17 protein-coding genes are annotated in these 22,915 nt (G+C 57.4%); 4 read left to right on the top strand and 13 right to left on the bottom strand.

What is annotated here, in order from left to right; all coding sequences use genetic code 11:
• Positions 1-150 precede the first annotated feature (150 nt).
• Positions 151-852 (bottom strand): cyclic nucleotide-binding domain-containing protein, encoded by a 702-nt coding sequence (locus tag Q1A74_RS15860; protein WP_299598474.1) that lies wholly within the window; start codon positions 850-852, stop codon positions 151-153.
• A 421-nt stretch (positions 853-1,273) separates the two neighbouring features.
• Between Q1A74_RS15860 and Q1A74_RS15855 the strand changes: the two genes are divergently transcribed.
• From Q1A74_RS15855 to Q1A74_RS15845, 3 genes are all read left to right on the top strand, one after another.
• Entirely contained in the window at positions 1,274-2,497 is a 1,224-nt protein-coding gene (locus tag Q1A74_RS15855) for a TonB family protein (protein WP_299598471.1), read from the top strand.
• Between the two features lie 202 nt (positions 2,498-2,699).
• Positions 2,700-4,790, top strand: coding sequence for a M13-type metalloendopeptidase (locus tag Q1A74_RS15850; protein ID WP_299598468.1), 2,091 nt, complete (start codon positions 2,700-2,702; stop codon positions 4,788-4,790).
• Between the two features lie 279 nt (positions 4,791-5,069).
• Positions 5,070-6,956: an MFS transporter gene (locus Q1A74_RS15845; RefSeq protein ID WP_299598465.1), complete on the top strand. Its 1,887-nt coding sequence runs from the start codon at positions 5,070-5,072 to the stop codon at positions 6,954-6,956.
• A gap of 109 nt (positions 6,957-7,065) precedes the next feature.
• Here the strand turns inward: Q1A74_RS15845 and tpx are convergent, their stop codons facing one another.
• From tpx to Q1A74_RS15815, 6 genes are all read right to left on the bottom strand, one after another.
• Complete coding sequence (gene tpx / locus Q1A74_RS15840; RefSeq protein ID WP_299598462.1) at positions 7,066-7,560, bottom strand: thiol peroxidase; 495 nt, start codon at positions 7,558-7,560, stop codon at positions 7,066-7,068.
• A 143-nt stretch (positions 7,561-7,703) separates the two neighbouring features.
• Positions 7,704-9,110 carry a M20/M25/M40 family metallo-hydrolase gene (locus tag Q1A74_RS15835; RefSeq protein WP_299598459.1) on the bottom strand — a complete coding sequence of 469 codons (1,407 nt, stop codon included), beginning with the start codon at positions 9,108-9,110 and terminating at the stop codon, positions 7,704-7,706.
• An 80-nt stretch (positions 9,111-9,190) separates the two neighbouring features.
• Complete coding sequence (locus Q1A74_RS15830; RefSeq protein ID WP_299598456.1) at positions 9,191-9,538, bottom strand: hypothetical protein; 348 nt, start codon at positions 9,536-9,538, stop codon at positions 9,191-9,193.
• A gap of 67 nt (positions 9,539-9,605) precedes the next feature.
• Complete coding sequence (locus Q1A74_RS15825; RefSeq protein ID WP_299598453.1) at positions 9,606-10,232, bottom strand: 1-acyl-sn-glycerol-3-phosphate acyltransferase; 627 nt, start codon at positions 10,230-10,232, stop codon at positions 9,606-9,608.
• Between the two features lie 40 nt (positions 10,233-10,272).
• Positions 10,273-11,856, bottom strand: a complete 1,584-nt coding sequence (prfC, locus tag Q1A74_RS15820) for a peptide chain release factor 3 (protein WP_299598450.1) — start codon at positions 11,854-11,856, stop codon at positions 10,273-10,275.
• A 195-nt stretch (positions 11,857-12,051) separates the two neighbouring features.
• Complete coding sequence (locus tag Q1A74_RS15815) at positions 12,052-14,442, bottom strand: TonB-dependent receptor (protein WP_299598447.1); 2,391 nt, start codon at positions 14,440-14,442, stop codon at positions 12,052-12,054.
• A gap of 338 nt (positions 14,443-14,780) precedes the next feature.
• On the opposite strand from Q1A74_RS15815, the gene Q1A74_RS15810 reads away from it, so the two are divergent.
• Positions 14,781-16,556, top strand: a complete 1,776-nt coding sequence (locus tag Q1A74_RS15810; RefSeq protein WP_299598444.1) for an aminopeptidase P family protein — start codon at positions 14,781-14,783, stop codon at positions 16,554-16,556.
• Between the two features lie 36 nt (positions 16,557-16,592).
• Here Q1A74_RS15810 and Q1A74_RS15805 read toward each other — a convergent pair whose 3' ends face one another.
• The 6 genes from Q1A74_RS15805 to Q1A74_RS15780 all read right to left on the bottom strand — a co-directional run bounded on the left by Q1A74_RS15805 (position 16,593) and on the right by Q1A74_RS15780 (position 22,686).
• Positions 16,593-18,017, bottom strand: coding sequence for an MATE family efflux transporter (locus Q1A74_RS15805; protein ID WP_299598441.1), 1,425 nt, complete (start codon positions 18,015-18,017; stop codon positions 16,593-16,595).
• Between the two features lie 75 nt (positions 18,018-18,092).
• Positions 18,093-18,623 carry a ribosomal protein S18-alanine N-acetyltransferase gene (gene rimI / locus Q1A74_RS15800; RefSeq protein ID WP_299598438.1) on the bottom strand — a complete coding sequence of 177 codons (531 nt, stop codon included), beginning with the start codon at positions 18,621-18,623 and terminating at the stop codon, positions 18,093-18,095.
• Between the two features lie 206 nt (positions 18,624-18,829).
• Entirely contained in the window at positions 18,830-19,633 is an 804-nt protein-coding gene (locus Q1A74_RS15795; RefSeq protein WP_299598436.1) for a hypothetical protein, read from the bottom strand.
• A 24-nt stretch (positions 19,634-19,657) separates the two neighbouring features.
• Complete coding sequence (locus tag Q1A74_RS15790) at positions 19,658-21,193, bottom strand: 2-isopropylmalate synthase (protein ID WP_299598434.1); 1,536 nt, start codon at positions 21,191-21,193, stop codon at positions 19,658-19,660.
• Positions 21,194-21,715: 522 nt separating this feature from the next.
• Positions 21,716-22,210, bottom strand: a complete 495-nt coding sequence (locus Q1A74_RS15785) for a MarR family transcriptional regulator (RefSeq protein ID WP_299598432.1) — start codon at positions 22,208-22,210, stop codon at positions 21,716-21,718.
• Entirely contained in the window at positions 22,207-22,686 is a 480-nt protein-coding gene (locus Q1A74_RS15780) for a glutathione peroxidase (RefSeq protein WP_299598428.1), read from the bottom strand. The genes Q1A74_RS15785 and Q1A74_RS15780 overlap by 4 nt, the downstream gene beginning before the upstream one ends.
• Positions 22,687-22,915: the final 229 nt, after the last annotated feature.

The raw sequence follows: 22,915 nt of genomic DNA, 5'->3' as shown, positions 1-22,915 counted from the left end.
GAATTTTGAGATATCTCAGAAAGACAGGAGAGATTAGTACGGGGACTGACTACAAAGCCACGATATCGAAGCGTCAATAAAGGAGGTAATAAAAGAAAGGACGAGAGTGGCAAACACAGGCCCGACTGCACCGGCCGGGCCAGAGAAAACTCAGGAGAGGATCGACTCGAGAAAATCTGTCATATCGGACTCTTCGGCAACCAGTTGGCCACTGCCAAACTCCGCATTCCAGTCCAGCAGAATCCGCGCAAGATCTTTTGCCTGACCGGCCAGAGCCACCAGCTCCTCTTTACTGTTTTTCGGCCCGGTATAGAGCTTCAGGCGGCGGTGGCTATTGGCGAGTTCGTGGGTGGGATACTTCGAACGGTACACTTCGAGCTTCCAGCGTAACGAGTGCACCATATTGCGGTAGAACACCAGCTTGGTAGGCAGGTGCAACAGGGAGAAGTCTTCGAGGTCGCCAAACAGGGTACAGTCGACCGCCAGCACCTGAATATCCTGTCCGACCGGCGCGGCGACAATGGTCGCGCTGCGCGGCTCGGCCAGCAGCATGGACAGATCACCAAATACCTCGCCCGGACGAATCACCGCCAGCGGGCGCTCTTCACGGGCCGCAGCCTCATTGTCCACATGCACGTGCAGTTCACCGCGCAACAGAAAGTACACCCACTGGTCCACATCCCCAGCGTGCAACAGTGCCTCACCGGGAGACAGCGTCGACAGCCGCGAACGCTTCAGCAGCACGTCGTACTGCCACTCGCTGGTAGCACGAATATCGCGAAAGAGATGTATGACATTCAGGAGGCGATCTACCGCATCCCGCGGGTAATCACTGAGCGGTTTGTAATCCATGAAACTCTTGGCTTAGTCGATTGCTTGATCGAACCGTTCTTGTGTGTGTTTGCTGTGAGGTTGCGACGGCCAATTCTGCCTGACTCGGCACGCACCATCTGCTGCTGCATTCTAGGCGGAAAGTGACGGCTGTCTGCCCTGCCATTCCCCGGATTTGAAAAAACGAGACATTTTACCCATTTCAGGGTTGAACTCCATTGCAGTTACAGTAGAGTTGAGCAGAGCCTCGGTTAATTTCAGCCAAATACTGGATAAAAAATATCCGCTCGATTTCTGGCAGATTAACACGGGGCCCGTACCTTTCGGGGGGAGGGTGCGATCGAAGCGGCTGGAAATTTGTCTGGGGTATTTTGATTGATTTTTCAGCGCTTTATCTGCCGGGTTCTGCCCATCCGGCTTTCAATCAGATACCAAAGCAAAAATGAAAACGACCAACCTCGTCATTGCCCTGCTGTTGTTCGCTACGGCCCTGGCTGCAAAGGCAGCGCCGCTGCTGAACGGTCTCGCTCTGGAACAACAATTCAATAAAGATCAATACATCGCTGCCGTCTACTCGGAACGGCTCTCCGGTGAGGCCAGCGCGCTGCTCGACAATAACATGCCACGCAGCCTGGAGGTCCGCATCATCGCCGACCGGCTCTCCGCCCGCCGCTTCCGCAACCAGTGGATGGAAGGCATCGCCATCAACAATCCCGGCAATGTGCTGACAGGCCAGGCCGAGAACATGGTCACCTTCGCCAATCTGTTCAAAGGCCGACTGACGACCGGAGATCAGCTGCGCATCGATTTCGCCGCAGACACCGGCACCACCTCGGTATCCCTGAACGACATCATGATCGGCATGATCGAGGACCGTGAATTTTTCAACACGCTGCTGCGCGCCTGGGTTGGCCCGGTGCCACCATCCACCGACTTCCGTGACGGTCTCATGGGGTCCGGCCAGGTTGATTCCGGCATGCTGGCCACCTATGAATCCCTGCAGCCGGGCGCAGACCGCGTGGCCCAGATCGCCGCAATGATCGACCAGCAGGAAGCCGCACAGGAACAGGAAGAGCAGGCGGCAGCGCCGAAAGCCGAGCCAAAGCCCGAGCCGGTCCAGGTCGCGGCCACCAGCCAGCCCAAACCTGAGCTCAAGGCCAATATCCCAGCGCCGACCCTGGCCGCCATCGGCGCGCCCACCGTTGCGCCGCCGGTGCCAGCAAGCGCTGAGCCCAAAGCGGAAAGCGCTGCGGTACAGGCGCCGGCCTCTCAGCCCAAACCCCTGAAGCCCACCACTACCCGCCCCGCCACACCGATGGAGGAAGAGGAGCTGGAGGAAGAAGAGGAAGCACCGCTGACTGCCGATATGATTCTGGCTCGCCAGATCTATCACTCCATGCTGCTGCGCCACACCTTCAAGCACATTCGCTACCCCAAACGCGCCCAGGAGCGTGGCCAGGAAGGCAGTGTCCGCCTGAATGTGACCATCGACAATCAGGGCAAAGTGAAAAACGTGAGTACACTGCAGGAATCCCGCTACTCCAGCCTCAACCGTGAGGCCCTGGAGGCCGTTGAACGTGCGGGCCCCTACCCGGCCACGCCAGCGCAGCTGAAAATCGACGAATACCGATTCTCTGTACCGATCACCTTCCGCCTGCCGGACTGATTCGCGCTTAGTCGCATCAAGACGTATTCACCCTCAAAACCCCGCTCTGCGGGGTTTTTTATTGGCCGGAATCCATCGCTCTTGCCCTACAACTGACCGCATGCCGGTTTGCCCTCTCGCCACCCCGGTGCATACTAGAGGGCTGTTACCACTGTCATCCGGTCTGGTGACCGGCAACGATAACAAGCCCAAAAGGCCATCCATGAAAAAACTGCTTCTACCTCTGGCAATTGCCGGCGCCATCGCCGGAACTTCCCTGACTGGCTGCTCACAGTCTGAAAACCCCAGCGCGGACAGCCCCCAGAATACCGCTTCAGCCACCGATGCTTCTGCCGCACAGGTTGCCGAACTCGGCTCCGGTATCGACCTCACCGCCATGGACACCAGCGTCCGCCCGCAGGACGACTTCTACACCTACGTCAACGGCAACTGGATGAAGAACACCGAGATCCCCGCGGACAAATCCCGCTGGGGCGGTTTCAGCATATTGCGTGACAAAGCCACCGAAGAAGTAAAAGCACTGATCATGGAGGCCGGAGAGCACGCCAACAGCGCCGGTGCCAAGCAGATCGGTGATCTGTACAACAGCTACATGAACGAAGAGCTGATCGAGAAAAAAGGCCTTGACGCAATCGCCGGCGAACTGGCCAAGGTAGACGCCATCCAGTCCACCAAAGACCTGACCGACTTCTTCGCCTACGCCGATACCGTCGGTTACAGCACACCCTTTGGTGCCGGCATCTGGCAAGACCTGAAGCAGGTTGAAAACTACATCACCGTCATCTGGCAAGCAGGCCTCGGTCTGCCCGATCGCGATTATTACTTTGACGACTCCGAGAAGGGCCAGACCTTGCAACAGGCATACCTGGCCTACCTCGCCAAGATGCAGAATATTGCCGGCCTTGATAACCCCGAGCAAAATGCCGATGCCATTTTCCAACTGGAAAAAAGCCTGGCAGAGCACCACCGCACCCGCGTCGACAACCGCGATCCGGACAAGTACTACAACAAATTGAGCCTGGCAGAGCTTCAGGAACGCATTCCCGCAGTAGACCTGGAAAGCTACCTGAGCAAAGCACACCTCGAAAAAGCCGAAAGCTTTATGGTGGGCCAGCCGGAGTACCTGGAAGCGGTCAACCAGATTATCACTGACACCGATCTCAAGACCTGGAAGCGCTACCTGAAACTCAAGGTGCTCGCCGCCAATGCACCGTATATGCATAGCGAAATCGCCCAGGCCAACTTCGACTTTTACGGCACCACCATCCGTGGCACCAAAGAAATGGAGCCCCGCTGGAAACGCGCCGTGCAGTTCGTAAACGGCTCTGTCGGTGAACTGGTGGGCCAGCGCTATGTGGAAAAATACTTCCCGCCGGAAGCCAAGGCGCGCATGGTCGAGCTGGTGAACAACCTGAAGGCCGCCTACAAAGAGTCCATCGAATCCCTCACCTGGATGAGTGAAGACACCAAGCAGGAAGCGCTGACCAAGCTGGCCAACTTCACCACCAAAATCGGGTACCCGGACACGTGGCGCGACTACAGTGCACTCCAGGTCAGCACCGACGATCTGGTGGGCAACGCCGTGGCCGCCACACTGTTTGAAACCCTGCACGAACGCAACAAACTGGGCAAACCACTGGACCGCGGTGAGTGGGGCATGAGCCCGCAGACCGTCAACGCCTACTACAATCCGGCAATGAATGAGATCGTATTCCCCGCCGCCATCCTGCAGCCGCCTTTCTTCAATATGAATGCGGACGATGCCGTGAACTACGGCGGTATCGGCGGCGTGATCGGCCATGAAATCGGCCACGGCTTCGACGACAAAGGCTCCAAGTTTGACGGCAAGGGCTACCTGAATAACTGGTGGACCGATTCCGACCGCGACAACTTCGAGCACCTCACCGGCAAGCTGGTTTCCCAGTACAACGGCTTTGAGCCGCTGGAAGGCGAGCATGTGAACGGCGAGCTGACTCTGGGCGAGAATATCGGCGACCTGTCCGGCCTCGGCATTGCCTACAAGGCCTATAAAATGTCCCTGAACGGCGAGCAGGCACCGAAGATCGACGGCTTCACCGGTGATCAGCGTGTGTTCCTTGGCTGGGCACAGGTATGGCGCAGCAAGATGCGCGACGAAGCCCTTAGCGAGCGCCTGAAAACCGACCCGCACTCACCGGCGGAATACCGGGTGCAGGGCGTAGTGCCGAATATTGAAGCCTTCTACTCCGCGTTTGACGTGAAAGAAGGCGATGGTATGTATCTGCCTGAAGAGGAGCGGGTGGTTATCTGGTAACGCCCGTTACTCCACTCCGCCAGTACACGGTTCTTGTGTGCTGGCGGTGTCGCTGCCGGGTATTGCTTTGTGAGACACGCCGTGCACCCATCCCTGGGGGCTCTGCACCGCCATCCATGGCGGTGAAGGTCTCACAAAGCAATACCCGGCATCGCCACCTTCTCTCCGGCTTGATCATTTCAACAGACCACCCTTCTTCACCGAACTTTTCTTATTGATCCTGCCCCTCCCGTGCTGAATGGCTTACCATAGCTCGCAAAGGACTTTGGGGAGACCAATATGGCCCATAAGAACCAGTTCCAACTGCTGGGTAGCCGCCGCTTTTTACCGTTCTTCTGTACCCAGTCTCTGGGTGCGTTCAATGACAATGTGTTCAAGAACGCACTGATTGTCATGATTGCGTTTCGCCTGGCCACCAGCGAGGCGAACTTCCTGATCAACCTGGCCGCCGGCCTGTTTATCCTGCCGTTTTTCCTGTTCTCTGCCACCGCCGGCCAGGTAGCCGACAAGCTGGATAAAAGCGTGCTGATCCGCCGCATCAAACTGGCGGAAATAGGCATAGCGCTACTGGGTATCGGCGCCCTCTACACCGGCAATAATTATCTCTGCCTCGGCGTGCTGTTTCTGCTCGGCGTGCAGTCGGCCTTCTTCGGGCCGGTGAAATACGCGATCCTGCCGCAGCACCTGCAAAAAACGGAGCTCGTAGGTGGCAACGCGTTGGTGGAGATGGGGACCTTTGTATCCATTCTCACGGGCACCATCGTGGGCGGCCTGCTCGCAGGCTTTACCGGCGAGGGTGAGTCTGGTCTGCTGTGGATCTCCGCGGTGCTTCTGGCCGCCTCCACTACCGGTTACCTGGTGAGCCGTGCAATTCCCGAGGCCATTCCGCCGGCACCAGACCTCAAAATCAACTTCAATCCCATCACCCAGACCGGCCGCATCCTCAAAGAGGCTGCAAAAAAGCCGTCGGTGTTTTACGCAATCATCGGTATTTCCTGGTTCTGGCTGCTTGGTGCAGCCTACCTGACGCAGATTCCCAGCCTCACCCGCCATGTACTCGGCGGCAGCGAGTCGCTGGTCACCCTGCTTTTGTGCTGCTTTACCATCGGTGTGGCAATTGGCTCGCTACTGTGCGGGCGCCTTTCTGGCGGACGAGTGGAGCTGGGGCTGGTGCCGATTGGTGCGGCAGGGCTGACCGTTGTGGGCATTTTATTGGCATCTGCCACCGGTGATTATCAGCCTCCGGCGGAAACCACGGTTGCAGCCTTCTGGGCCAACGATGGCGCCCTGGGAATCCTCGTCAACCTGACCCTGATCGGTATTTTCGGCGGTTTCTTTATCGTCCCGCTCTATTCCATGATGCAGGAGCGCTCCGATCCAGAAATTCGCGCACGAATCATTGCGGTAAACAATGTGCTCAACGCCCTGTTTATGGTGGTGGCAGCGGTACTGGGGATTGTATTCCTGAACATTCTCAAGGCAACCATTCCGCAGTTTTTCCTGATCATCGCACTGATGAATGCGGCAGTCGCCATATTCGTATTCAACCGGGTTCCAGAATTTGCCATGCGGCTGCTGATCTGGCTGCTGTCGCACACCATGTACCGGGTAAAACACCAGGGACTGGAAAAAATCCCAGCGGAAGGCCCGGCGATAATTGCCTGCAACCATGTAAGCTATGTAGACGCCCTGCTTCTGGCCGGCGCAGTGCGTCGCCCCATCCGCTTTATCATGTACAAGCCCATATACGAGATTCCGGTTTTACACTTCATTTTTAAAACCAGCCGCGCCATTCCCATCTGCTCCCGACAGCAAGACCCTGCAGGGTACGCAAAGGCATTTGAGGAAATCGAGCAGGGTCTGAGGGACGGCGATCTGCTGTGCATTTTCCCGGAGGGGCAGCTGACCAAAGATGGTGAACTGCAACCATTCAAGGCGGGCATAGAAAAAATCCTGCAGAGCACGCCGGTACCGGTGATCCCCATGGCATTGCGTGGCCTGTGGGGCAGCTTCTTCAGCCATAAGGATGGGCGCGCGTTCAGCACCCTGCCTCGTCGCTTCTGGTCACGCGTGTGCGTGGTGGCAGGTCACCCACTCGCCGCAGCAGAGGTCAAAGCTGAAGCGCTGCAGGAAACCGTATTGGATTTGCGCGGCGAGCGTCGTTAAAGCAAAAGATATTCAACGAAAGAACGTGACGCTGCCGGCACGTCCCACAAACAAAAACGCCGCGGAAATTCCGCGGCGTTTTCTTAAAGCGACCATCAGCGGGCATGAATTACAGCGCGCCGATCGCCCCTTCGTAACTTGGCTCATCAGCGGTTTCTGACACCTGCTCGGTGTAAACCACTTTACCGCTCTCGTCGATAACCACCACCGCGCGAGACAGCAGGCCTTTCAATGGGCCGGTTTCAAAGGCCACTCCGTAGTCGCCACCAAAGCTTGCACGGAATGCGGAGCCCAGCTTCACATTGTCGATACCTTCGGCACCGCAGAAACGCGTCATGGCGAAGGGTAAATCCGCAGACACACACACCACCACAGTATTATCCAGAGACGCCACTTTTTCGTTGAACGTGCGTACAGAGGTGGCGCAGGTCGGGGTGTCTACGGATGGGAAAATGTTCAGCACCACACGTTTTCCCGCCAGGTCCTGCAGGGTAAGTTCCGACAGATCTCCCTGCACCAGGGTAAATGCCGGTGCCTCGCTGCCAGCTGCGGGCAGCTCACCAACGGTGGTGATGGGATTTCCTTTCAGGGTGATATTGGCCATTGCGTATTCCTTGACTTGCCTGATGAAAGTGGAGGCAGCATGACGACGGGATATGACATTGTCAATCAGATGGCGGGTAATGTGCTGGCAGTAAAAAAGCCCCACAAATTGCGGGGCTTTTAATAGAGAATCAGAGGTGGAACTTAGTGCTCCGCCGGTACCCGGCCAAAGGTCCCTTCCATTTCTGTCGCCAGGAAAGACATGACAACCCAGGCCGCCACGTTCTGCTTGAGGTTTTCCGGGTCAACCTTGTCCAGGGTATCGTTCGGCGTGTGGTGGTAGTCAAAGTAGTCGGTGCCGTCTTGATACAACCCCATGGCCGGAACGCCACGAGCTACAAAGACACTGCTGTCCGGGCCACCGGATGACTTGTTGTTACCGCGCTCGATACCCAGCGGGGCCAGCAGCTGCATCATCTGATCGGCGATGGCGAACTTGCCTTCCGGGATGCGGGTATCAAAACGCCACACCTTGCCGGCGCCGAAATCAGATTCAGAAACCATGATGATCTTGTCCAGCTCATCCTTGTGCGCATCCACATACTGGCGGGCACCAACCAGGCCAATCTCTTCCGCACCAAACAACACGACCCGCAGGGTGCGGCGGGGACGCTGCGGCAGCTCTGCGATCAGGCGCGCAGTTTCCATCACAATGGCAACGCCGGCGCCGTCATCCAGGGCACCGGTTCCTTCGTCCCAGCTGTCCAGGTGCGCGCCGATCAGCACAACTTCTTCGGGCTTTTCACGGCCGACCACTTCGCCGATCACATTGAACGACGGACCATCGGCCAGTGGTTGATTGTGTACGTCCAGCTTGACTTCTACCGGCTTACCGCGCTCCAGCATGGCTTCCAGCAGGTTGGCGTCCGGGGCGGACAGGGCCAGGGCCGGCACCGGGTTTTCCACACCATCAATGGACATCATGCCCGTGTGGGGGAAGCGGTCGGAGTCGGTACCCACGGAGCGCAGCAGCATGGCCGCCGCACCCTTTTCCGCCGCAGCGCGCATACCTTTGCTGCGCCCCTGCACGGCCGGGCCGTAGCCTTCACCGGTGCGCGCGCGCTCCATACGCTTGTTGATAAACGCGATTTTGCCTTTGACCTTGCGTGCCGGAGCTTTCATCAGGGCTTCCACGTCGGCGAACTCGACGATCTCCGCAGTCAGGCCACCTTCCGGAGTGGAGGCGCCGTAACCGAGTGAGGTCACAACCAGTGGCTGCGGAAAAGGCGCAGTGACTTCCGCATGAGCGTGGCCGCGGGCCCAGCGTTTAACGTCAATCTGCTCGGTGTATACACGATCGAAACCCAGGGCTTTCATTTTTTCCTGTGCCCACGCCACTGCGCGCTCATCCCCTTTGGTGCCGGCGCGACGCGGCCCGACTTCCACGGTAAGAGACTCCACCAGACTGTAGGCATCGGAGGACTCCAGTGCGCGGTCACGCAGCACTTCCGCCACAGACAGGTCTTCCTGCTTCAGGGGTGCGGCCTGCGCCGTCATCGCCAGCAGTACGGCAGCAAAGCCACCGGTAATGCGCATCAGAGGTTTCAACATGATTTCTCCAGTTACAGCGTTAGGATTGTTATCGGGTTGTAGTTGTCGATTTGTACGTATCGGGTTGTAGCGACCGGCTTTCAGTCGGTTTCGTCCTGCGATGGCAGGGCCAGCAGGCGCGCGCGCAGGTCACGCAGCCTGCTCAGGCCGGCCTCGGTAAACAGATACGGTAGTTTACCGGTGTATTCGTCTTCTTCAATCTGCTGGCATTCCAGGCGCAGCTTTTCCAGTGGCGGGTCGTGACGCATCGGATAACTGACCAGAACCCGCCACTCGTTGTCGTCGGCCTGCCCGGCGATGACGTCTTCCAGCCCGCGCTGGAATTGGTCCCTTTCCATGCGAAAACGCGGGGTACGCATATGCATCAGCCCCCACACGATCAGTGCAAACACACAAAAGGCTATGCACACAGTCAAGACGATCGTCATCGCAAATCCCTCCTCGATTTCCGGGTTCGGGACACGGGGACAGTAACAACTGCCATCAGATCAGCAATCAGCCCGCATCCACAAAGTCGGTTTGATTTTCCGGGTTGCGGCCGCGGTATTTGCTAAAGCGCCGCTGTATTTCGTGCATATCCACTTCCAGGTTGCCGGTAGTTTTATACACGGAGTCGATACAGATCCGCTTGGTAGGAAAGTCCCAGGCAACCAGCAATATAGGAACGTTGGAAGCGTGAGCGATACGCAGGAAGCCATTCTTCCACTTGGTGGCTTTTTTGCGAGTACCTTCCGGGGTAATGGCCACCCACATTTTTTCGTTCTTTTTGAACTGGCTGGCCACCTGTTTGGCCATGCCGCCCGCTGCAGACCGGTCCGTGGGGATACCGCCCAACCACTGGAACAGGCCCTTGAAGGGAAAGAAAAACGCTTCCTTTTTCATCAGCCAGGAAGCCTTCAGCTTCAGCGCCATGATAAATGGCATGGCCACTACAAAGTCCCAGTTGGAAGTGTGCGGGGCCAGTGCCACCATCAATTTTTTCTCCGGCGGGAATTCACCGTCGAAACGCCACCCCAGCGCCTTTACGATCAGCAGGCCAATGCCCTGGGTCAACCAGTTACCACTGCGCGGCATTTCTTCAGGCAATGGTGTGGGAATCGTTGTTTTCTTTACGGCAGTCACTGCAACAATCTCTTCAGGTTTTGCGGATTCAATGTCCGGGTCAGTGCTCACGGGTCGCGTAGAAGCGCACATCCGGGTAGCGCTCTTCGGCAAGCTGCAGGTTTACCCGGGTAGGCGCCAGGTAAGTCAGGTGTCCGGAGCCGTCCACGGCCAGGTTGATGCTCGCCTTGCGCTTGAAGTTTTCCAGCTCCTTGGCACTTTCGCTGTCGACCCAGCGCGCGGTGCTTACATTCACATTTTCGTAAATGGCTTCCACCTTGTACTCATCTTTCAGGCGATAGGCCACCACTTCAAACTGCAACACCCCCACCGCGCCGACAACAATGTCGTTATTGTCGAGGGGGAAAAATACCTGGGTGGAGCCCTCTTCTGACAGCTGCTGCAGGCCTTTCTGCAACTGCTTTAACTTGAGTGGGTCTTTCAGGCGGATACGGCGGAACAGTTCCGGGGCAAAGTTCGGAATACCGGTAAATTTCAGGCTCTCGCCCTCGGTAAACGTATCGCCAATCTGAATGGTCCCATGGTTGTGCAGGCCGATGATATCGCCAGCAATGGCTTCTTCCACATGGGTGCGATCGCCGGCCATAAAGGTCACTGCGTCGGCAATTTTTACATCCTTGCCCAGCCGCACGTGCTTCATTTTCATGCCGCGACTATAGGTGCCGGAACAGACCCGCATAAAAGCGATGCGGTCCCGGTGCTTGGGATCCATATTCGCCTGGATCTTAAACACGAAGCCGGAGAACTTCTCCTCGGCCGGCTGCACTTCGCGATCGTTGGTGGCGCGGGACTGGGGGCCTGGCGCCCACTCTACAAAGCCGTCCAACATTTCACGCACACCGAAGTTGCCCAGTGCGGTGCCGAAGAACACCGGTGTCAGTTTACCGGCGCGGTAGGCTTCCAGGTCAAATTCGTGGGTGGCACCCCGTACCAGCTCGATCTCATCACGGATTTCTTCGGCGTATTCGCCCAGCAACTCGGTCGCTTCGTCGGAGTCCAGCCCTTTGATCTGGATGTCCTCCGGGATGGTATGGCCCTGCCCCTGTTTAAACACATGAATGGTGTCGGTATAGAGGTTGTACACGCCCTTGAACAGCTTGCCGGAACCCAGCGGCCAGTTGATGGGCGCCGCCTGGATATTCAGCACTTCCTCGATCTCGTCCATCACTTCGATGGGATCGCGGATATCCCGGTCCAGCTTGTTGATGAATGACAGGATGGGGGTTGTGCGCAGACGACACACATTCATCAGTTTGACAGTGCGGTCCTCGACGCCCTTGGCGCCGTCAATCACCATCAGTGCGGAGTCCACTGCGGTCAGCACCCGGTAGGTATCTTCCGAGAAGTCCTCGTGCCCCGGGGTATCCAGCAGGTTCACCACCCGCTCTTTATAGGGGAACTGCATCACCGAGGAGGTCACGGAGATACCCCGCTCCTGCTCCATGGCCATCCAGTCCGAGCGGGCGTGGGGGCCCTTCTTACCTTTGACCGAGCCCGCCAGCTGAATGGCATTCCCGAACAGCAGTAACTTCTCGGTCACCGTGGTTTTACCGGCGTCCGGGTGGGAAATGATGGCAAAGGTGCGGCGGCCGTTGATGCCCGCCAGAGAGGAAGATTGACCCATAAGGACCTTGTATACGGCTGGATAAAAAACAGGCGCGCATTATACAGGAGATGGAGGGCCACAGGAGGCGGCATCGGCAAAAAGCCGTGGTGCATCGCGGTTGGCACCTGACCAGAGAGGTGGATAGAAGGGATCGCCGAAGGCAAAAAAGCCGGCCCCGGTGGGGCCGGCGGAATCCTGGATAAGGAGGGAGAATCAGAAAGAAACGTTGACGCCGACCCAGAAGCTGCGGGCCTTGTCCTTGACGTTGTAGTCGTCTGTGAACACTACCTCACTAACCGCGCCGCGGCCGGAGGCGTACTCGTAGACACCGTCGCCGTTGAGGTCGGTGTAGTCCGTGCTGTAGGAGGTGAAGTCCTCGTCCAGCAGGTTGTTGATACGGCCATTGACCGATACGTACTCGTTGATGGTCAGGCGCGCACCCAGGTTCAGAACCTGGTAGTTCTCGAAGTACAGGGGCTTATCCAACACATTGTCCCACGAACGATAGCGGTCAGAGCGAAGCTCAGCCTGCAGGTACACCTCCAGGTCGCCGGTGGCCTGCCAGTCCAGAGTGGCATTGGCCATGTGCTCGGCGGTGTTGGTGAGCGGCTGCCCCTCTTCCGGGCCACTGAGCTGCTCGCTGTCGGTCCAGGTGTAGTTGGCCTGCAGGGACCAGGCTTCGGCCAGTGCTACCTGCCCCGCCAGTTCGAGACCGGTGATTTCCACCTCATCGACGTTGATCTTCTGGCTGTAGGTGTCATAGCCGAGAGAGTCATAGGCACCTAGGTTCACACAGGGGCGCTCGCCACCGGTGCGCTCACAGCTAAAGATGGTATCGCCACTGGCGATTTTATCTTTGAAGTCCGTCTGGAACAGAGTGGCATTGAAGTTGTGCTGTCCAGAGGGTGCAGTCCAGTAAACCGCGACTTCACTGTTTACACTGGTTTCCGGCTGCAGATCCGGGTTGCCGGCAAACGGGGAGGTTCCCTGGCCGCCAAAACCGGTAATACCATCGTACAGGTCGGTGGTCAGCGGCGTTTTGTAGCCTGTGCTCACACCGCCTTTTACGGTCCAGCTATCGGTCAGTGCATACACGCTGTAGAGACGCGGAGACACCTGACTGCCGAACGTGTCGTGGTTGTCATAGCGCACGCCCGCGGTCAGGGTCATGTCGCCCACCGGGGTCCAGTTGTCTTCCACAAACAGGGAATACATCTGCTGTTCCTGAATACCGCCGGCGGCATTGTCTTCCATGCCGAACACATCGTCTTCCAGCTCACCGTCGATCACCTGACCGCCGATCACCAGCATGTGCTCACCCAGAGCGTTGCTCAGGGGTACATCCATACGCGCGTCCAGGGTGTACTGGTTGCTGGCGAGTGTGCGCTGTGGACGGGGCAGGAAGGTCTCCTCCGCCAGCGCCTTGCGGGCCTCTTCGTCCATGCCTGCATAGTCACCAATACCGTCGTACATGTCCTGTAGCTGCAGACGCTGGGCTACGGTAAACGGCAGGGTACGGCCTTCGTTGTTGGTATCCACATAGCTCAGAGAGACGCTGCTACTGGCAAAGCCCCAGTCGCCCTCGTGTGACAGTGACCACCAGTCGCGGGTAAACATCTGGTCCGCGGCGTAACCGGTGCGCGGGTTCACCTGACCACCACTCTCACGCCATACGGATTCGATATTGTCTTTGGTACCCAGCGGATAGGTGATTTCACCGGTGTTGATATCGAAGCTCGGCGTGTTGTCGTACACCTGCTCGGAAGTGTCGTAGTTGAAGCGCACAAACTGGTTGTCACTGGCGTTCCAGGAGAAGCTGACGCCGTACTGTTCACTGGTGTTGTCGACCGTACGACCACCGCTGCCGAAGCCCATGGAGCGCACATGCACGTCGCCGCTAGGATCCACGGCCGGCTGGAATTCCGGGTTGGAAGCAAGGCGCTCATATACACTGCCGTGCAGACCCAGGCTCAGTACACCGGGGATCACCGGGCCAAGCACACTGAAATCGGTGGTGATGTCATCACCGAAATCTTCATTAGTCTGGAGGCTGCGGCCATAGCTCATACCGCCGCTCCACTCGTCTGAATGGCGCTTGGTGATCACGTTGATCACACCACCCAGTGCATCGGCGCCGTACAGGGTGGAGGCGGGGCCGCGGATGACCTCGATCTGCTCGATGGCTTCCTGGGGCGGAACATGATTGAACTGGTTGCCACCAAAGTTGTTCGGGTAAATATCCCCGTGGTTGTTCTGACGCTTGCCATCGATCAGTACCAGAGTGTACTCACCAGTGAGGCCGCGCATACTGATGGAACCCTGCCCGGTCTTGTCGCGGCTGCTGCCGATATCCACGCCTTCCTGATACTTCACAGCATCGAGCAGTGTGGTAAAAGGGCGGGACTTGAGCTCGTCCTGGCTGATCACGGAAATGCTGGCCGGCGCATCGGTAAGCTTCTGCTCGAAACCGGTGGCCGTCACAACCACGGTCTCCATTGCTTCGGCTGTGCTTTCCTTTTTGCTCAACTCTTCCGCGTGTGCTGCGGTGGCCAGTATGGCGATTGCGGCCGCCAGTCCCTGCCGGTAAAAACCTGAAACGTTCATATCCCTTTCCATATCCCTTTTGCCCCATTTTTATACAGTGCGCAGTTGATTACGTTGTTGATCAAGTAGTTGCGCTCTGAACATTCGCCGCCATCCCCCGATCGCGACGCGCAAATGATAATGATTAGCAACTATAAATCAATAGCATTCGGGAATGATTTTCCTTAGCAGGCGCATTTTCTATCCTCCCAAGACACCCCCGCCTCCGTTTATGGTTTTTGATACCTCCGCAAATGCGCTAGGCTCCGCCATCGAAATTGCCCGCCGCAACCTCTAAGCTAGAAATGGCCGCGATGGCGGTACTGCCACAGCAGCACAAGCAAACAACAGGAGCCACCATGAGCGACGCAAAAATCCAGGCACTGCAGAAAGCCCTGGGCAAACGGCAATTGCACGGCTTCCTCATTCCCCGCGGCGACGAATATCAAAACGAATATGTGCCCGCTACCGACGAGCGCCTCGCCTGGCTCACCGGTTTTACCGGCTCTGCCGGACTCGCGGCGGTGACGACGCGCGGTTCGGCGCTGTTTGTCGACGGACGCTATACCCTGCAGGCACAGCAGCAGATTGGCAGCCAGCCACTGGCACAGAAAAACCTCACCGCAAACGATATCGCCGACTGGCTGTGCGAAACCCTGCAGCAAGGCGATGTACTGGGCTACGACCCGCGCCTGCACACCGCGCCGGGTCTGGCCCCACTGAAGAACCGTTTGAGCGAGCGCGGAATTTCCCTGCAGCCACTGGATGACAACCCCCTTGATGGGCTTTGGCTGGACCGTCCGGATCCCCCATCCAACCCCGCTCGTCCACACCCCCAGACATTCACCGGCGAGAACAGTGCCAGCAAGCGCGACCGTATCGCCCGACTGATTGCGGAAAAAAATCAGGACGCGCTGTGGCTGGCCAATCCGGAAGTCTGCGCCTGGCTGTTCAATATCCGCGGCAGCGATATCCCCCACCTTCCAGTGCCTTTGTGCATGGGGCTCCTTTACCGGGATGGCACGGCAACCCTGTATCTCGCGGAATCCGCAGTCAGCAATACGCTGCGCCACCACCTGGGCAATGACATCGAAATCGTCCATCAGAAAATGGATCTGTTTTCTGCAGCGGAAGGTCGGCACTTGCAATCGGTGTGGGCAGATCCGCAGTTGACCAACAGCTGGACACTGGAGCAGTTGCGCAGCCGGACGATCGACGTCCTGCGGGAACGCGATCCGATCACCCGGGCAAAGGCCGTGAAAAATTCAGTGGAACTGGACGGCAGCCGCGCCGCCCATATACGCGATGGCGCAGCGCTGTGTGAATTTCTCGCCGAGCTGCCGGACGCCGTGCAGCAAGAAAATTTCGGCGAACTAGAAGCGGTAAAGCTGTTGAGAAGCAAGCGGGAAATGCGTGAAGGTTTTACCGACGACAGCTTCGATTCCATCTCCGGATATCGCGGCAACGGCGCCATCGTGCACTACCGGGTCGATGCAGAATCCAATTTGCCGATGCAGGCTGAGGGGATTTATCTTATCGACTCCGGCGGTCAATACCCGGACGGCACCACAGACGTCACCCGCACCGTCGCCCTTGGGCCTTTTCACGCCGAGGCAAAAGACCACTTCACCCGCGTGCTCAAGGGACATATCGCCCTTGCCACCTTGCGCTTTCCCGAAGGGACCTGCGGTGAGCAAATCGATGCATTCGCGCGACAGTCACTGTGGAGTGTGGGACTGGATTACGCCCACGGCACCGGACACGGTGTGGGCAGTTTTCTGAGTGTGCACGAGGGCCCGCAGCGCATCGGCAAGGCAAATTCCAATGTCCCCCTGGAAGCAGGGATGATTGTGTCCAACGAACCGGGGTTTTATCGCACCGGTGAGTATGGCATTCGTATCGAGAATCTTATTTTTGTAAAACCCTGTGATGATTTTTCGGGCTTTCTTGAATTCGAAGAGCTGACCCTCGCGCCCATCGAACGCCAGTTGATCGAGCCGACATTACTGACCGACGACGAGCTGGAATGGCTGAACCGGTACCACCAGAAAGTTCGCGAGACACTGGCCCCCCTGGTAAATGCTCGCACCCAGAACTGGCTGACCACGGCCACCCAGCCCATCGAAAGAGAATGATATAGGGAGGCACAGAGCAGGAAAGTGAGGCGGCACCTACTTGGAAACAGCCCGGTCCGAATTAGCCTGGCCCGACATGCCAGCGGGTTGTTCCGGCACCGCACGACGAAGTTCCGTGCTATGGGATTGTAAATACCGACGCAACCACCACCAGGCCAATACGCCCAACAGCAGGTTGGAAATCAGCGTGGCCACAAATAGCCCCTGAATCCCCCAAAACTGGTTACCCAGCCAGGCCAAAGGCAGGTAAATCCCGAGCACGCGTAAAAATGAAATAAAGGTGCCGGGCAGCGGGTGGCCGAGGCCATTAAACGCTGCGTTAGCCGACATCACGAAGCCGTATCCCGCGTAACTGAACGGCACCAGGCTCAGATAAGCCACCGCCACTGCAATCACTTGCGGCGAATCACTAAACAGGGATACCACTGGACCGCCGATCACCCAGAGCACAATCGCCAGCCCCATGCCTGACAACAGGCAAAATTTTGCCAGCACTACCAGTGTCTCGGACAAACGGTCGAACTGTCCCGCTCCGGCGTTCTGCCCCATAAAGGGACCCACCACAGACGACAGTGCGTAAAACACGATCAGGGCTACAGGCTCAATACGCAACGCAACACCCAGCCCCGCCACCGCATCCACCCCGTGGCTGGCAACCAGCGCGACCACCACACCACCAGACATGGGAATAATCACATTGGTGGCAATTGCGGGCAGCCCCACTGCGAGCAGTGCACTCCAGGAGCTCCGCAGTACAGGCCATTGCCAGCTGGGCATTACCAGAATCTGTTCACGCTTCACCAGCACATACAGCGCGATCAGAAAACTCAATCCACGGGCGATCACCGTCGCTACTGCCGCCCCCTGCAATTCCAACCGGGGAAAGCCATACAAACCGAATATCAGTAGCGGATCAAGAATCAAATTGAACAGTGCAACCGCCATCAGGATCTTGCCGGTAATCGCGCTATTGCCGATGGCTCGCAACGCCGACAGGGAAACCATGGGAACGACTGCAAATACCGCCCCCAGATACCAGGGCACCATGTATTCCGCAATCAGCGGTAACAAACGCGGCTCGGCACCGAGTAGACGGAACAGCGGTTCAATGGTCAACAGCCCCACTGCACCCACAACCAGGGCAATCAGCAGCGCGAGCAAAGTGGCGTCGCTCACCAGTTGGCGCACGCGAGCCATATCTCCGATCCCGTAGGCACGCGCCACCGCCGATGAGGTGCCCGCCCCCAGGCCAATGGCCAGGGCATTGATCACCATCACAACCGGAAAAGTAAAACTCATCGCCGCCAGGGGCGCATCGCCCAGCTGCGCGACAAAGTAGGTGTCCACCACATTGAATGACATGGTGGCAAGAATGCCCCACACCATAGGTAACGCGAGGCGGCGCAAGTGACCTGCGACCGGTCCTTCGAGCAGTGACGGATGGGTACGATTGGTCGGCATGGTAATTCCGGAAATAGAAGCGGGCGGCTGGCACCGTGATACATACACTGGCGTCGCGGGCCCCACGGCTGAAGCCTACAATACCAGACTCATCAGCAGCGCGTCTTCCCGGCTACCATCCGGTTTTGGATAGTAGTTTTTGCGGCGCCCGTCTTCAGAAAACCCAAGCTTGCGATACAGCGCACGGGCGGGACGGTTGGACGCACGCACTTCCAGTAATATCCGCGCGATGTCTTCCGGTAGCTGCGAAAAAATATCCTCCAGCAAGCGGCCGCCGACGCCCTGGCGACGCCACTGCGGCGCTACTGCGACATCCAGAATTTCCACCTCGTCAAACAGTCGGCTGACCACGCAGCAGGCGGCAATTTCCCGGCCGCCCACCTCATCATCAGCGGCACGCAACACCCAGCAAGTATGCCCGGAAGCGAGACTGTCTCGGTATTGCGATGCACTCCACGGGTGGCTGTGGGCGCTGCGAGCCAAGGCCGCCAGAGCGTCACAGTCTGAATTATTTGCCTTCCCGAGGCATAAGCCCTCGTCGGGTGCCAGAGAAGTTGTCTCGGGAGATGTGGTGCTGGAGCGAGGTTTGGAGGAGGGAGGGTTCACTGGAGCGGCTTCCGTGATCGGCACTGGGCACTTGGTGTTGAAACGTTTAGTGGTCCATGCGGGAAGTTCGGTTACTAAGGAGCACAGCCAAAGCGTTCAGATTAAGGCGAGAAAGCGCAGGAATAGTGGTTCTATTTCAAACTTTCTCAACGCAGAGCTGGACGCTTTGGCGAAGCGAACAGTTACGCAACTTTCCGCATGGACCACTAACGCCGGGTCTGTTCGGGATAGAGTTTGCGCAGCAGATTCCACACTTCACGCTTGCGCGCGGGCTCCTGTAACAACTCGGTCAGGCTGGGCATAGAGAGGATGCTTATGCCCTGCCAGTCATTCACTGGTTCGCCTACCTCCAGAGGAACAGGCGCGCAAAATTCCTGGGCCTGCTGCCCGAGCAACCAGATAGATTTCACCGGGTTGCGCAGACACGCCGCTTCCAGCCAGCTGCTACAGGTATCTTTGGCATCATCAGCACCCGCTGCTGCTGCAAACGGGTTTTCTGCCAGTGGCCAACGCAATTTATTGCGCTCGGATTCCAGCTGTTGCCACCCAAGCGCACGAACAATATTTCCAAACAGGGATTCAATCGGTAGTGCTGTCCCAGGTTCCCGGCTATCCACCGCCAGCACCTCGTCACCCAGCCGCCAGCAACTCAACACAAAGGGGGCTACCTGCCGTTGCGGGGGCGCAACCGGCGTTGCCTGCTGCGCAGCGGCAGAGGTTACGCGAACCTCTGCGGCAATACTGCCGATTACTCGCCCCACATCCGGCGAAGGCGCGGCAGGCGTACTATCTGCCGCGGCAGTCGCTTCGCTGGACGTAGTAGCCGTTGCTACAGCGACCCCGGCAGCCGCCATGGCCGCGGCTGCCGGGGCTACCGTCACCGGGGATTCATCGAGCGGAGGTGGCAGGAGCGCCTGTAACGGCTCCGGTGCCAGCGGCAGACAGAAGCGCGGCATATAACTGGTGACGCCCAGTGCCGTGAGATATTCCGTCCGCTGCAGTTCGTTCACATTGAATCCCGGTATGGTTAGCGCTCAGACGCCCTGGGGTTTGGCGCTTTTGCTGGCCAGCAAGTTTAACGCATCCAGGTAGGCTTTGGCGGACGCCACCAAAATATCCGTATCCGCACCGACACCGTTGACCAGCTTGCCATCCCGCTCCAGACGAACCGTCACACTGCCCTGGGAGTCAGTTCCCTGGGTGACCGCATTGACAGAGTAAAGCTTCAGATCGGCATTACTGCCGACAACCGATTCGATCGCCTTGAAGGTGGCATCCACCGGGCCACTGCCGTCCGCGCTGCAGGTTTTCTTTTCACCGTCGATGACCAGCACCAGGTGTGCCTGGGGGTAGCTTCCGCTTTTACTGCGCACTTCGAGGTCCGCCAGCTGGTAGTGTTCCACCGGGTCAGCGGCACCGGAGATCAAGGACTGCAGGTCTTCATCAAAAATCTCGTGCTTTTTATCCGCAAGGTCCTTGAAGCGCTGAAACAGCACATTGAACTCGGCCGGATCCGCGAAGGTCACACCCAGCTCTTCATAGCGCGCCTTTACCGCAGCGCGGCCAGAGTGTTTGCCGAGCACCAGGCGATTCTGACCCCAGCCCACATCTTCTGCGCGCATGATCTCATAAGTCTCGCGATGCTTGAGCACGCCGTCCTGGTGAATACCAGATTCGTGGGCAAAGGCATTGGCACCAACAATGGCCTTGTTCGGTTGCACCGGAAATCCGGTAATCGATGACACAAGACGGGAGGTCGGCACAATATGCGTGGCATCCAGGCCAGTCTCTACCGGGTAGAGATCCTGGCGCGTACGCACTGCCATCACAATTTCTTCCAGAGAGGCATTACCAGCGCGCTCCCCCAGGCCGTTGATGGTGCACTCTACCTGACGAACCCCGTTCATCACGGCAGACAGGGAATTGGCCACTGCCAACCCAAGATCATTGTGGCAATGCGTGGAGAAGATCGCTTTATCAGCGTTGGGGACGTTCTCGATCACCCGCCGGAACATGGCTCCGTACTCTCCAGGCTCGCCGTAGCCCACGGTATCTGGAATATTGATCGTGCCGGCACCCGCCTTGATCACCGCTTCAATAATGCGGTACATGAAATCCGGCTCGGAACGGCTGCCGTCTTCCAGGGAAAACTCCACATCGTCGGTGTGCTGACGGGCAAGCTTGACCGCATCCACCGCCTGACGGAGTACGTCCTCGGGATCCATCTGCAGCTTGTACTTCATGTGGATCGGAGAGGTGGCGATAAAGGTGTGAATGCGGGAGGAGTTCGCTTTCTTCAGCGACTCGGCGGCGCGCAGGATATCCGCCTTTACGGCTCTGGCGAGGCTGCACACGGTAGAATCTTTTACGGTTTCCGCAACCGCCTGCACCGCTTCAAAATCACCCTGGCTGGCAATCGCAAAGCCCGCCTCGATCACATCGACACGCATACGTTCCAGCATACCGGCAATGCGTACCTTTTCATCTTTGGTCATGGATGCGCCGGGGCTCTGCTCGCCATCGCGCAATGTGGTATCGAAAATGACTAACTTATCTTTTTTAGTGTTCATCAGGGCTCATCTCCTAGTCTGGCCCGAGGCTAAACAGCGGAAACGCCGCTGTCTATGCACTGCTCGAATTAAGTTCGGAATTCTGTAGAACGATAGGGGAATAAAATTATATGCCGCGGTGCGGCAGTCGTAGCAGGCTTGCTAGTAGCAGGAAGGCAGCAGCCGGCTGGGCGCAGGAATTCGCCAGGCCGGAAAGGAAATAATTGACGAAAAGAGATGAGGCCTGAGGCCTCACGACCGGAGATATCGGGTCGACGGGGGCTACGGAGTTCATGGCTGCTGTTTTCAGTGTCCTGGTTATGGAGCAACTTGGTTTGAACTGTCTTTTGAACAGTTACCCAAAGTTGTGGTGGATTATCTTCATGTCCACGCTACCGGCACCTGGGACAGTACCCAGCTACCAGAGCGGTGAACTATAAGACGACCGGGCAGCCAACATCAAGATCCATCCTAATATTAAAGGCACAATAACACATTTACACAAAACATTAACAAATCCAAAGGATTATCAAGATACTCATCCTATTTCCCACCTGTAGACTGAAGTGTATCCAGCAGTGTCCACAGCTCCTTTTGCAAAGCCACCAACCGCTCCTTCGGCACGGCGAGCTGATCCAGCGCAGCAGCCCGCCAGGACCTCGCCAACGACTGGAGCTGCCGCCCCTCATCCTTGAGCCGGATGAGTGTCACCCGCTCATCCAGAGTCCCCCGCTCCCGGGCCACAAGCCCCTGCAGCTCCATGCGCTTCAGCAATGGTGTCAGAGTACCCGAGTCCAGCATGAGCTGGTCACCAAGGGCACTCACTGTACTTTGCCCGGGATCTCTCTGCTCGTTATCCCACTGCCACAAAACCAGCAACACAAGGTACTGAGGGTAGGTGATACCGAGGGTACGCAGCATGGGTTGGTAGGCCCGGGTCATTGCCCGGGATGTCGCATAGAGGGCAAAGCAGAGCTGCCTATCCAGGTTCAACGATGCCCCACCAGAATCTGGAGATTTGTTTGTCGGGTGGCTCAAAGCAGCTTCTCGATATCCGCTTCCAGGTCTTGCGGCTTGTCTTTCGGCGCATAGCGATTTACCACCTCGCCGTCGCGATTTACCAGGAACTTGGTGAAGTTCCATTTGATACCCTCCGTACCAAGGATACCCGGCGCAGCCTGCTTCAGGTGCGAGAATAGCGGGTGAGCGTTAGAGCCATTAACCTCCAACTTCCCGTAAACGGGAAAACTCACCCCATAGTTCAAGGTACAGAACTCCTGTATTTCGCTGTCACTTCCCGGTTCCTGCTGGCCAAACTGATTACACGGAAACCCCAGTATCACCAGACCGCGCTCTTTGTACTTTCGATACAGCTCTTCCAGCCCCTTGTATTGCGGCGTGAAACCGCACTTGCTCGCAGTGTTTACGATCAGTGCAACTTTCCCTTTGTAATCTTCCAGTGTGGCCTGCTGTCCGTCATTGGTCGGTACGGGAATGGTGTAGAGGTCTGTCATCGATGCATCTCCTGGATAAGTATGTTTTTCACAATTAGATTGCGCACAATCTAATTGTTTGAGCTTTCTATTTCCAGTGCTTTCTGTATGCAGTCGTGAGTAACTTTTTCCGTTAAACCGCCCAGGTGATCCCCGGCTGGATTCTCGAGTTACTTGTGGATTGATTTAAATACGGTTTTTTTAGTTATTCACAGGCGTGTTACACACAGAAACCTTGGACAGAGCTGTG

This window comes from uncultured Microbulbifer sp., from assembly GCF_947504145.1.
Classification (GTDB): domain Bacteria; phylum Pseudomonadota; class Gammaproteobacteria; order Pseudomonadales; family Cellvibrionaceae; genus Microbulbifer.
This window is presented reverse-complemented; position numbering and strand designations above follow the sequence as displayed.